Origin of the sequence: Mycolicibacterium confluentis, from assembly GCF_010729895.1 — a bacterium.
In the GTDB taxonomy this organism is placed as follows: Bacteria; Actinomycetota; Actinomycetes; order Mycobacteriales; family Mycobacteriaceae; genus Mycobacterium; species Mycobacterium confluentis.
Map to the genome: position 1 here is coordinate 5,379,643 of NZ_AP022612.1, position 11,748 is coordinate 5,391,390.

General features: G+C 67.8%; 11 protein-coding genes. 3 read left to right on the forward strand and 8 right to left on the reverse strand.

Translation table 11 applies throughout. The features are described 5' to 3' along the window. Window positions 1–11: 11 nt before the first annotated feature. The 7 genes from G6N34_RS25250 to G6N34_RS25280 form a co-directional block, all read right to left on the reverse strand. Window positions 12–1,235 (reverse strand): oxygenase MpaB family protein, encoded by a 1,224-nt coding sequence (locus G6N34_RS25250; RefSeq protein ID WP_085153710.1) that lies wholly within the window; start codon window positions 1,233–1,235, stop codon window positions 12–14. 125 nt (window positions 1,236–1,360) lie between these two features. Further along, window positions 1,361–2,101: an SDR family NAD(P)-dependent oxidoreductase gene (locus tag G6N34_RS25255; RefSeq protein WP_085153711.1), complete on the reverse strand. Its 741-nt coding sequence runs from the start codon at window positions 2,099–2,101 to the stop codon at window positions 1,361–1,363. A 99-nt stretch (window positions 2,102–2,200) separates the two neighbouring features. Then, window positions 2,201–2,626 carry a MarR family winged helix-turn-helix transcriptional regulator gene (locus G6N34_RS25260; RefSeq protein ID WP_085153713.1) on the reverse strand — a complete coding sequence of 142 codons (426 nt, stop codon included), beginning with the start codon at window positions 2,624–2,626 and terminating at the stop codon, window positions 2,201–2,203. A gap of 104 nt (window positions 2,627–2,730) precedes the next feature. Continuing rightward, the gene (locus G6N34_RS25265; RefSeq protein ID WP_085153714.1) at window positions 2,731–3,831 is read right to left on the reverse strand and encodes a coiled-coil domain-containing protein; all 1,101 of its coding nucleotides are present in this window, start codon (window positions 3,829–3,831) and stop codon (window positions 2,731–2,733) included. A gap of 179 nt (window positions 3,832–4,010) precedes the next feature. After that, on the reverse strand, window positions 4,011–4,817 hold the full coding sequence (gene thiD / locus G6N34_RS25270) for a bifunctional hydroxymethylpyrimidine kinase/phosphomethylpyrimidine kinase (protein WP_085153716.1): 807 nt from the start codon (window positions 4,815–4,817) through the stop codon (window positions 4,011–4,013). Between the two features lie 438 nt (window positions 4,818–5,255). Further along, a complete protein-coding gene (locus tag G6N34_RS25275) occupies window positions 5,256–6,041 on the reverse strand; it encodes an alpha/beta fold hydrolase (RefSeq protein ID WP_085153717.1) in 786 nt (261 codons plus the stop codon). Further along, the gene (locus G6N34_RS25280) at window positions 6,038–6,808 is read right to left on the reverse strand and encodes a creatininase family protein (RefSeq protein WP_234812986.1); all 771 of its coding nucleotides are present in this window, start codon (window positions 6,806–6,808) and stop codon (window positions 6,038–6,040) included. Before G6N34_RS25280 ends, G6N34_RS25275 begins: the two co-directional genes overlap by 4 nt. Window positions 6,809–7,061: 253 nt before the next feature. On the opposite strand from G6N34_RS25280, the gene G6N34_RS25285 reads away from it, so the two are divergent. Further along, window positions 7,062–8,468, forward strand: a complete 1,407-nt coding sequence (locus tag G6N34_RS25285) for a glutamine synthetase family protein (protein WP_085153721.1) — start codon at window positions 7,062–7,064, stop codon at window positions 8,466–8,468. A gap of 49 nt (window positions 8,469–8,517) precedes the next feature. Beyond that, on the forward strand, window positions 8,518–10,338 hold the full coding sequence (locus G6N34_RS25290) for a helix-turn-helix domain-containing protein (protein WP_234812987.1): 1,821 nt from the start codon (window positions 8,518–8,520) through the stop codon (window positions 10,336–10,338). Between the two features lie 5 nt (window positions 10,339–10,343). Here the strand turns inward: G6N34_RS25290 and G6N34_RS25295 are convergent, their stop codons facing one another. Then, window positions 10,344–11,168, reverse strand: coding sequence for a helix-turn-helix domain-containing protein (locus tag G6N34_RS25295; RefSeq protein ID WP_085153725.1), 825 nt, complete (start codon window positions 11,166–11,168; stop codon window positions 10,344–10,346). Between the two features lie 339 nt (window positions 11,169–11,507). On the opposite strand from G6N34_RS25295, the gene G6N34_RS25300 reads away from it, so the two are divergent. Continuing rightward, complete coding sequence (locus tag G6N34_RS25300) at window positions 11,508–11,735, forward strand: MDR/zinc-dependent alcohol dehydrogenase-like family protein (protein ID WP_085153727.1); 228 nt, start codon at window positions 11,508–11,510, stop codon at window positions 11,733–11,735. Window positions 11,736–11,748: the final 13 nt, after the last annotated feature.

Consider the following 11,748-nt stretch of genomic DNA (forward strand, 5'->3'; position numbering starts at 1 on the left):
GGCGTCGGGGCTCAGGCGACGTGGCTGACGTGTGCGGCAGACTCACCGATGGTGGCCGAGGCGTCGTCACCGATCATGGTGCGCAACAACTTCCGATGCTCGCGGCGGCCCCTGTGGTCGGCACGCTCCATGCCGCCCGGCACGGTGAGCGCTGTGAGGCTGCGCGACAGGTTCAGCGGCAGTCGCAGCAGCGGATACCACGGCAACGAGTAGGACGGCAGGCCCAGGGACCGTACCGCGCGCCGGCCCAGGAAGGCGCTGGTGATCGACAGGTGCTGAGCGCGCGCGAGCCTGCGGCGCAGACCCGGAAGGGCGTCGTAGTGCCAGGCCAGTGGGTCCTCGATCATGGGGACGGCCAGTTGCCTGGTGGATTCGTCGGGCGCGGCCAGCGCGGACAGCGTGTGCGCGAGGACTCGGACGCTGTCGCGGAAATCCCTTGGCAGCCATTGGTCTTCGACGCCGATCAGCCAGCCGACGTAGCGGGTCAGGTGGGCGACCGCCCTGTATTCTGACGGTGACAGCACCACACCCATGCCGAGCGCGCCCACGGCCGGTGCGACGAGGGCGCCGACCAGCGTCGCGGCCATGTCGGTCTGATTGACCGGCAGCCCCCACTCGTCGGCGCGCCAGTCCGGCATGGCCGACACATGGCGCCGGACGAAGGAATGGATCAGCCGCACCCGGATGGTGGACCGGTATCCGACACCTCGCGGCCCGAGTCCGTCTTCGGCGATGACGTCCATGGCCCACTGCATGGTCTCGGCGAACCGCTTGTTGGAGCCCTTCTCCAGAGCACCGGTGCGAATCAGCGTCTTGTTGAATCCGGAGAACTGGTAGCCGCCCAGCAGGGACACATCCCGGGCGACGTACATGCCGTCGGCCCCACCGCGCCGCAGTGCGCGCTGCCCCCTGCGGACGGTGTCCATGTCCACCCAGTCCGGCAGCGCCTCATAGGTGTCGAAGAAGTCGCGCAGCGGTCCTGGGGCGTCTTCGAGGCTCGCGATGCCGTCGTGGAGCGCTCGCTCGAACAACGGCCGCGTGTCTTCCATCCCCGCTTCGGCCATCCACTCGACCAGGCGGTCCATCGGTTCGTCGCCGACGGTGAGCCGTTCCCCGAGGACCTGCCACTGCTGGGGCGTCGGGTCCTTGATCGCCAGCGCCGTAGCGATGGTGCGAACGCCGGCCGGAATCGGCCGTGGACGGTCCGGGTGGCGCGTCGGGATCGGCCCGCTCATGGCAGGAGGCCCTCCTCCTCTGACAACAGGTGTAGTCAGAATGCTACGACGGAGGGTTCGGCACTGTCAACGAGGGCGGGTCGCGCCGGGACCCCCTACGGAGGCCCCGGACGGTTCGGGCCTCGTCAGATCTGGATCTGCCCACCATCGACGACCAGCTCTGCTCCGGTCATGAAGCTGCTCTGGTCCGAGGCCAGGAACAGCACCGCGGCGGCGATCTCGTCAGGATGGCCCACCCGCTTCATCGGCACCTGCTCCGCCCAGCTGTCGAGCAGGGCCTGCTGTTCACCCTCTGGTGCCAGGCCGGTGAGTCCGGGGGTTTCGATCGGACCGGGAATGATGGTGTTCACCCGGATCTTGCGGTCGGCCAACTCGGCGGCCCAGGTGCGGCCCAGGGATCGGATGGCGGCCTTGGACGCGGCGTAGAGGCCGAACGCCGGGATGCCCTTGGAGGGGGCGGTGGATCCGGCCAGCACGACCGAGGCGCCCGCATTGAGCAGCGGCAGCGCCTTCTGCACGGTGAACACCGTGCCTGCGACATTGCGGTCGAAGTTGTCCCGGTAGTGCTGCGGTGTCACCTCGGCGAGCGTGGCGAAATCGCCGCCGCCGGCGTTGGCGAAGAGGACATCGAGGCCCTTTCCGCGCTCGGCGATCTCGGCGGCCAGGGCGTCCAGTTCCTCCGGCTTGCTGATGTCGCTCTGCACGCCGTGCGCGCCGATCTTGGCGGCGGCCTCGTCGAGGCGTTTGCGGTCGCGTCCGGTGATGAAGACATACGCGCCCTCATCGGCCAGGCGCTTGGCCGTCGCCAGGCCGATGCCCGAGTTTCCGCCGGTGACCAGTGCTGTCCTGCCGTCGAGCTGTCCCATTGTCGGGCTCCGTTCGTGTGGTTGGTGCGCTTCGCCCGCTACAACATCGGTGATATATCACCTATTCCCGGCGGCCCCGGTTCCGTCCAGGTGCACCGGTTACTTGGGAGCGGGCGGCAGCGAACTGTTGTGGTTGAGGTTCACGTGAATGTGCTCCAGCGCGGCGGTGAACGGGCCGAGCAGGTTCTCGGGCAGAGGATCGAAGAACATGGTGCGCACGAGGTCGACGTGTCCTGGCGCGGCCTCGACGATCGCCCGCCGACCAGTCGCCGTGAGCACGACGTTGGTGGTGCGACGGTCCTCGGCGTTCGGGCGACGCTCGGTGAGTCCGCGTTCCTCCATGCGCCGCAATTGATGTGACAGCCTGCTGCGTTCCCAGCCGATCTGCGCGGCCAGGTCACTGACGCGCATGCCCTGGTCCTCGTCGCTGAGCGCCACCAGCACGTCATAGTCGGCCAGTGACAATCCCGAGTCGGCCTGCAACTGGCGGTTCATCTCGTAACTCAGCCGCAGTTGCACCCGCATATAGGCGACCCAGGCGCGCTGCTGGTTCGGCGACAGCCATCCCCGCTTAGGTGATGTGTCCCGCTTCTTCGTCACGGTTGCAGTATGACGGGCGGGGGCGACGGCTAACGGCGAGGTGTGGTCGTGACGTGCACGTGGTCGTAGTGGCCGTAACCCGTCGCCTGCGGACCGGCCGGGGTGTAGTAGGTGCCGCGCCAGATGGCATCCTGCAACCCGAATCGGCCAGCGTTACTCAGCGCGTACGCGAGGATCGCATCGCCGAGCGCGATGCCCTCTGGGCTGGTGGGATTGGGAATCATCACGTCGATCGCCAAGCCGCTCGGATGCCAGGGCTTCGAGTCCGGCCGGACTCCGCCGATCTCGGCGATCTGCGGAAACTGCGCGCTGATCGCCCGAGCCGCCAGGATTGTGTTGCGCTGCAGGCCCATCTCGGAGGCGACGCCGACCGGCAGCGCCTCGGGGATGTCGGCGAGCAGCGGTTCCGGGGCCGCGGGGGGTGGCGCAACGTCACCGGGCATCGCGGCGATCGCCGGATCCTCCGGAGCGGGTGCAATCGGGGGTGGCGGCATGCTGTCGACCACTGCCTGCTGCTGCGGTGTCAATGCCGCGTACTGCGCCTCGGCGGCGGCGATCTGTTTCAGCAGTTCACTCCACTTGGCCTGAAGTTCTGCGCGCGTCGCGGCGGCCTGCTCCGCCTTGGCGCGGGCGTCGGCGGCCGATTTCTCGGAGGCCTGCGCGGCGCCGGCCGCGAGCTCACGTGCCGCGTGGAAGGCCTTCATCTGGTTGGCGGCCTCGATGGACACCGTCCGCTGCACCGACAGTCCGTCGATCAGCTGCTGCGGCGAGGTCGCGGTGAGCACCGCCGCCATCTGCCCGGTGCGGCCGCTCATGTAGGTCATCGCCGCGATCCGGTCGTATGCGGCCTGGTGGGGCTCAAGCTGGGCGTTGGCGGCCGCGAGGGCGTCCAGGTCAGCGCGGTGGCGGTCTTCTGCTGCGGTCTGCTCAGCCAGCTTGGCGTCGGCGTCGTGCTGGGCGTTGGTGACGGACTCGCGGGTCTGCACCGCCTGACTGGACAGCTCCTTGAGTTTGGTCAGTGCGTCATCGGCGGGATCGGCCTTCACATCGCCCATCGATATGCCCAGCACCAGGCACGCGGCGGCAGCACCGCACGCCGCTCGACGAAGGGTATGGCGAAGCCCGGTCACTCGATTTGTCTCTATCCCTCGATGCACGGACCTGACCCCTGGTCCGCCTGTAGCCCCCGGGACAGGCTACGAACTGGTCACGGTGATGTCCACCCGCGCGTGCATGTGTGTGCCGATCGACGCGCTCCGGTGCTCGCGGCATCATGGGTGGCGCACCGCCACGGCCGTGGGGCGAGCCGTTACGCCTGTGCGCCGGATGCACCCTGCCAGACGGCGTCGAACGGTGCGTTGCCGCCGATCCGCTGGACGATTCCGGCCGTGGTGAACTCCTTGGCCCGCCGTACCGCGGCAGGGACCTCGGCCCCCTTGGCGAGCTCGGCGGTGATCGCCGCGGCGAGCGTGCATCCTGCTCCGGCGACGCGGGCATTGCCGACCTTCGGTGCCCGCAGCACGCTGGCGTCGTCGCCGTCGAAGAGGACGTCGACCGCGTCGTCACCGGGAAACTCGACGCCGCCTTTCACTACGACATACTTCGGTCCCAGATCGGCGATACGCCGGGCCGCCTCGATGAGATCCTCAATCGAGGAGATGTCATCCATTCCGGCGAGTGTGCGGGCTTCGAACAGGTTGGGCGTGACGACGGTCGCCAGCGGCAGGATCTGGCGGCGCAGAGCGGTGTCGGTGTCGAGGGCGGCTCCGGGCTCCTGGCCCTTGCAGATCAGAACCGGGTCGACGACGATGTGTCGCCAGGTCTGGGAGGCCAGGGCCTCTGCGACGACGTCGATCGTCGCAGGGGTGCCCAGCATGCCGATCTTGACGACATCGAGGTCATAGGCCGATGTCGCCGCTTCGATCTGGTCCGCGACGACCTGCTGCTCAACGGGAACGAATCGGTGCGCCCAGTTCGCCTTCGGGTCGAAGGACACGATGCACGTGACGGTGCCCACGCCGTACGTGCCGAGCTGTTGAAAGGTGCGCAGATCTGCCTGCAGGCCGGCGCCGCCGGTTGCTTCGGATCCGGCGATGACATAGGCGAGGTCGACCACGCTATGAGCCTACGACACGGTTGAACACCGCCGGTCACGGCGCCTTCGCCGACAGCATCCGTCACCGCAGTGGCGCGCGACGAGGTCATGGCGAGTCCGAGAACTGCGGCGCGAGAACGAGTTCCGATGCCTCGACGTGGAGCCCGAGCGAACGCCTCCGTGGGGAGCGGCGCCGGGGTCCGGCGGCGAAACTCGGCGTGCTGCAGCCCGAAGTGGGACGTCAGGCGTCACAGTCGCGGCCTCCTGGCGATCAACCACCCGCCGGCCGGGCCGCTCGATCTGCATTTCCAGCGCCTGAGCATGCGCGGCAGCGCGTACAATGGAAAACACTGTCCGCCTGAAGAATTCACCGGTGCGATCCGGATCGACGGCCATACGACCATCGTGGCGCTGTGCGCAACGGTGATCCAGGCAGCGTTGTCACCACCATGGCGCGCATCAAACCTGAGCCGATTCCTTCGCGGCCCTGTCGATCACGTCGGCGACGACGCGGGGATGGGTCAGGAACGCGACGTGACTGCCGTCGACCTCGGTGATCTGCGCGCCGATCCGCTCGGCGGTCTGCCGCAGCATCCGCGGATCGATCGCCTCGTCCTGAGTGGCAACCACAGCCCAGCTGGGCTTGGTTCGCCACGCCGCATCGGTGAAGGTGTCGCCGAAGATGGACATGTTGATCGGCACCTGGGCATCGCGGAGGAACGCGGCGACCTCGTCGGTGGTGTCCCCGGCGAAGCCGGCTTTTAACTTCTCCTCATTCAAGAACCCGAAACCGTCGGGCCCGGTCTCGATCACGAAACTGGGAGGGGCGGGGAAATCGGCGTACTGCTGGCCGATCGTCTCCCCGACATCCGGCGCCAGTCCGGAGACGTAGACCAGCCCGGTGACCTTCGGGTCCACTCCGACCGCGGTGATCACGGCGCCGCCATAGGAGTGTCCGACGAGCAGGGTGGGGCCGTCCTGTCGGGCGACGACCCGCTGGGTCGCGGCGATGTCGTCGCTCAGCGCGGTGAGCGGATTCTGCACGATCGTGACCCGATACCCGCGGGCCACCAGCTCGTCGTAGACGCCGCGCCAGCCGGACCCGTCGGCGAAGGCGCCGTGCACAAGCACGACGTTCTTCACCTCCGCGGGTTGAGCGTGTGCGGGCCCGCCGGGGGCGATGGCGGCGAGGAACGCCGCGGTTGCGGCGGCGGTGGTGACGAGGCTGCGGAAGGGGATGTTCATGACGGTCCTTTCGTTGGGCTGTGCTGGTCGCCCGACGGCAGCTTCGCCGCGGGGTCGGACATCGGTTCGGTCTCGGCGCGGACCTGCTCCAGCAACCGAGTGACTCCGTCGACGACCGCGGCGAAGAGGGCCGTGCCGGAGTCCACGGTGGCCGCTGTGGGCTGGCCGACGACGCCGCTGCGTGTCACATCGGGCATCGGATAGGTCAGCACGCGGCTGAAGGTGCGGTCTTCCTCGTCGACCGCCCGGTCGAGCATGACCAGTTCCGGGTCGAGATGCAGCACCATCGAGGTCTCGGCCACGTTCGCGTGCGGATCGTCGGCGTCGCTGAAGTACCCCGCGCGAGCCTCCGGGCTGATGTCGTACAGCGACGCGAAACACGTTCGCAGCGAGGGGTTCTCATGGCGCAGAGTGAGCAGAGCGCTCTGCGCGGAGGGTCCGTTGGTGGCGTGGGAGTTGATCACCACGAGCTTTCGGAATCCGGACGTGACCACCCAGCGTCCGATGTCGGTGACGATCGCGGTCAACGTCGCCACCGACAGCGACAACGTGCCTGGCCAGTGCGCGGTGTGCCCGAGCGAACAGCCGTACGCCAACGCAGGGAGCACGACATCGCCCGTGCGCGCGACGGCGGCGTCAGCGGCGGCGACAGCCAGGAGGACGTCGGTGCCGGTGGGCAGGTGGGCGCCGTGCTGCTCAATCGCGCCCAGCGGCAACACCGCGACGGCTCCTGACCGGGCGGCCGCCGCCACCTCATCGCGATTCATGTCGCACCACTTGGGCATTCCGCGTCATCCTCCGCTCGCGGTGCCGACGACCGATCGTCGCTCCGGCTGTGAGCAGAAGCTATGTCGCCGCAGGAGGTCCCATCCCCGCTCGCCATGAAACTATGGACACATTGCACGCAGACCGCGTTGACGCAGCCGGGTTAGGTTGGCCATGCACCCGAACCACCGCCGGTGGGGGGCGACGACGCAGTCGATGTCAGGTGACTCCGTCGCTTCGAAAAGGAGTTCGGCAATGACCAACACATCGATCGGAACCGCGCAAACCGGCGCGATGAACGGACAGGCGGTCCACACCGTGGACGCAGCCCGTGCGCTGTTCGAACGCCATCAGATCACCACGGTGCAGTTCGGAATGACCGATCTCGACGGACAGATGCGCGGCAAGTTCGTGCCCGCCGACTTCTTCCTCGACTCGATCGCCAGTCGAGGATCGTCGATCCCCAACATCGTCTTCGGCTGGGACATCGCAGACACGCTGATGGACTGTTTCACGCTATCCGGTTGGCACACCGGCTATTCCGATGTGGTGCTGATGCCGGACCTGACCACCCTGCGGCCGGTGCCCTGGGAGCCAGGACATGCCTTCGTGCTGTGCGACGTCGTGCATACCGACGGGTCCGAGGTGCCGGTCGTTCCGCGCACCGTCCTGGCCCGACAGGTGGCCCGCGCCGCGGCACTCGGCTACCAGCTCACGGCCGGCTACGAACTGGAGTTCTACCTGTATCGCGAGACGCCGGAAACGGCAGCGGAAAAGGGCTACCGGAACCTCACACCGGCCGCACCGGGCATCGCAACCTTCAGCCTGCACCGGCACAGCGCGCTCGAACACGTCATCGGCGCCATCCGGGAGGGCATGCGCGCCTGCGACATCCCCATCCTGGCGTCCAACACCGAGTACGGCGCCGGCCAGATCGAGATCAACATCGAACACGCCGACGTGCTCACCACCGCCGACCGGGTGGCGATCTACAAGAACGGTGTCCGCCGGATCGCCGAGCAGCACGGTTATCTCGCCACCTTCATGGCGAAAGTGGCCACCGATGCGGCCGGTTCGAGCGCCCATATCCACCAGAGCATGCAGTCGCTGGCGACACCGACCCGCAACGCGATGTGGGACGGTGACGGCCCGTCGACGCTGATGCGCCAGGCGGTGGCCGGCCAATTGGCCACGATGAGCGACTTCACCGCGCTGTACTGTCCGACGATCAACTCCTACAAGCGACGGGTCCCCGGATCGTGGTCTCCGGTATCGGCGGCGTGGGGCACCGACAACCGCACCGCCGCCCTGCGGGCCATCGCCCATGACGAAGCGGCCTGCCGGATGGAGAACCGGGTGCCCGGCGCCGACGCCAACCCCTATCTTGCGTTGGCGGCGTGTGTGGCCGGGGTGCTGCACGGGGTGGAGAATCAGTTGGAGCCGCCGGAGCCGGTCCACGGCAACGCCTACGAGGGCGATGCCGCACCGCTTCCGCACTCACTGGCCGAGGCCGTCGACGCACTCGCGCAAAGCACCACCGCCCGTACCGCATTCGGCGACGCTTTCGTCGACCACTATCTGGCATCGCGGATCTGGGAACGCGACCGCCACCGCGAGGCGGTCAGCGATTGGGAGACCGGACGCTATCTGACCCGCATCTGAGTTGCCCGCAATGCCTCCCGGTCACGGAGTCGGCGAACTACGATGGGCCATGGCCGATGAGTCGCTGCCGCAGGTGGAGCTGCGCGCCGTCGAGCACATGGCGCGGATCCTCGCCGCCTCCGACGACGTTTCGGTGGTCGCCCAGGGCCTCGCCGAAGCGATCCAGGCGGGACGGGGCAATCGCGATGCCTACGCCTACGTCTACGACACCGCGACCAAGGAACTCGTCCTGACAGGTGCCACCGAAAGCCCCGCCGCCGAGCATGTGGGCGCGCTGCGGTTGGCCTACGGAGAGGGCGTCACCGGCTGGGTCGCCGCCACCAAGCAGAGCTACCTGGTGCCCGATGAGCCTGCCGAGGACCCGCGATTTCAGCCCTACCCGGGAATCGGCGAGGAGCGCTACGGTGCGATCTTCTCGGTGCCGATCGTCTCGTCCCGCGCCGAGCCACTGGGCTGCATCACGGTGTGGGCGACCGCCGGTAACCGTTTCGATCCCGGTGAGGTGGCGTTCGTCGAGCGGATGGCCGCGTTGGTCGCGCCGGTGTTCGACACGGCCCGAGAGCGTCAGGCGGGCAGTCGACTGACCGCGGTGGCCGACGGGCTCACCGAGTTGGCGTCGATGGTCGCCTCGGGGACGTCGACCGGCTCGACGATCGACTACGCGGTCGGGTTCCTCACCGAAGCCGCGGAGGTCGACGTCGCGGTCGCCCTCGTGACCGACCCATCGGGCGCGGACCGAATGCACACGAAGGTGCGCACCGACGCGCCGGGAGCCGAAGTCGAAACGCTGCACGCCGAGTTGCTCACCGTCGACATGGACGTCCGCAACGGGATCGCCGACTGGCGCAGCGCCGCGCAATCGGTGAACCGCGCATTCGACGGCATCGCCGGCGCGGTGACAAGCTGCCCGGTACGCGTCGGTGCCGAGGAGTTCGGCCTGCTGGCCTGCTATCGGCTGACCGCCACGCGTTTCACCACCGCCGAGACCGCGTTGGCCGGGGCGGTGGCGCATCAGGCCGCTGTGGCGATCCGATTGGCGATGCTGACCGATGAACTGTCCTCCCGCAACAGGCTGAACTGGTTCCTGCGCGACCTCACCCAGGGCCGGCTCAGCGCCGAGGAGTTGCGGCGCCGCGCCGCAGCGCTCGGGTTGGACACCGCCGCCAGCCATGTGTTCGTGGTGGCCAGCGCATCCACGTTGGCGCTGCGCCGGGGCGAGACGCGGCCGATCACCCCCGCGCTCGGAGAGCTCCTGGCCGACGGCGCGGTACTACCGTCGGGCAGCCTGTTCGCATCGACTCCGAATCAGACGGTGGCGGTGGTGCCGTGGCAGGGCGACGACGCGTCGATCGACACGTTGCGGATGCCACTGCTGGAGGTGTGTTCGCGGCTGCGGGCCGCTGGACACGCCGTCACGTTCGGTGTATCCAAACCTGTTTCGGCGCTGGCGGAGCTCGGGAGCGCTCTGGCCGAGGCGCGGGAGGCGATGGCGATCGGCAGCCGGCTCGACAACCCGAACGGGGTCTTCACCCTCGACGACGTCGGGCAGCACCTGCTGCTGATGCGGGTCTCCGGCGTCGACTCGATTCGTGATCGCTATGCCACGGCGATCTCTCGCATCGCCGAGTACGACCGGGTCAAGGGCACCGAACTCCTCGATACGTTGGCGGTGTTCCTGCACTATCGCAGCCAGAGTGTCGCCAGCCGTGAGCTTTTCGTGCACCGCAACACCTTGTCCCAGCGTCTGGCGCGGGCCGCCGACCTCAGCGGCGTCGACGTGATGGAGCCGTCGGAGTGGTTCCCGCTGCAACTCGCGTTGAAGGTGCACCAGTCGCGGGCGCGGACACCGTCCGGGACTGGCGACGACTGACGCCGTCAGCGCCTGTCTGACAACCGGCACTCGCTCAACGCCCGCAACGCCGCCTCCGACGGCGAGCCGGGGTCCGCCCAGTAGACCACCATGACGTACTCGCTACCGCGCAGCGCCAGGTGCTGAAAATGCAGATCGAGCGGTCCAACCTGCTGGTGGTTGATCAACAGCAGGCCGCGACCGTGACGCTTGACGTCGTAGCCAGCCCACAACGTGCGGAAGCGTGGACTCTGCGTGCGCAGTTCTTCGATCAACGCGGCCAGCTCCGGCTCTGGGTGGTGGCCGGCGAAGTCACGAAGCCAGCGCACCGCCCACGCCGTGAGACCGTCCCAGTCGCGGTAGAACTCGCGCAAGTGCTCGTCGAGGAACAGGCTGCGCAGTGGATTCCCGCCAACCCCGAAGCTCTCCGACAACGCGGCAGCACATCCGTTGGCCATCACCACGTTCACGGAGCCGTCGTGGATGCTCGCCGGAGAGAGGTGCCAAGTGTCGATCAGGACCTGCAGCGCAGGATTGATCGACCGCTTCGGTTTAACGACTGCCCGCCGGGATGCACAGTCCGCCACCAGGCTCCGCAGGTACCTCACGGCGTCAGGATTGAGCCGCAGCGTACGGCCAATCGCATCGATCACCTGGTCGGACGGCCGTTCCCGTCCTTGTTCGATGCGGTGGTAGTAGTCGACACTGATGCCGGCCAGGCTCGCCACCTCTTCCCTACGCAGCCCCGTCACGCGCCGGCGGCGTCCCGCCGGCAGCCCGACGTCGGTCGGCTGAATCTTGGCCCGGTGTTGCCGAAGAAACTCCGCGAGCGGCGTGTTCTTGCTTGCCACTCGATCAGGGTAAGTCGCGCACCAACGGTCCGTCAGCAGCAGAATTCACAGAGTCTGGTGTGCGAGTAGCACCGTTCTGCTGGGCCGCCGGGCTGCACGTGTTCCGATCCGCAACGCGGCACCGGCGCGTACACGCTCTCACAAGAACGCTGGTGGACACCGCAATTGGGGTCGCCTTCTCATCTGGCGGTGGCTCCTCAGAGTATGTGCGGATCGCATACAAAGTGCCCACACGATGTCTACCCGGCCACCATTGCGCGAGCTCCGGGGGTATCGGAGTCACTTGGTCTGGCCGCGTCGATCCTCGCGATCGAGGGCGCCCTCTCGCAGGTCGGCTTGATGGGGACGACGGTGGAACTGCCGCTGTTTCCCTTCGTCAGCGGCGAGCGGTCCTACTTCGGGTCGTTCTGGGGGAACCGCGCCGACCTGCAGGAGGTGCTGGCTCTCGCCAGCGAGGGGAAGCTCAAACACAATGTGGTGACAACGAAGTTCGATGACATCAACGACAGTCTCGAAGCCCTCGGTCGCGGCGATATCGTCGGGCGCGCGGTGGTCATGTTCGACTGATCTCGTTGGCAGC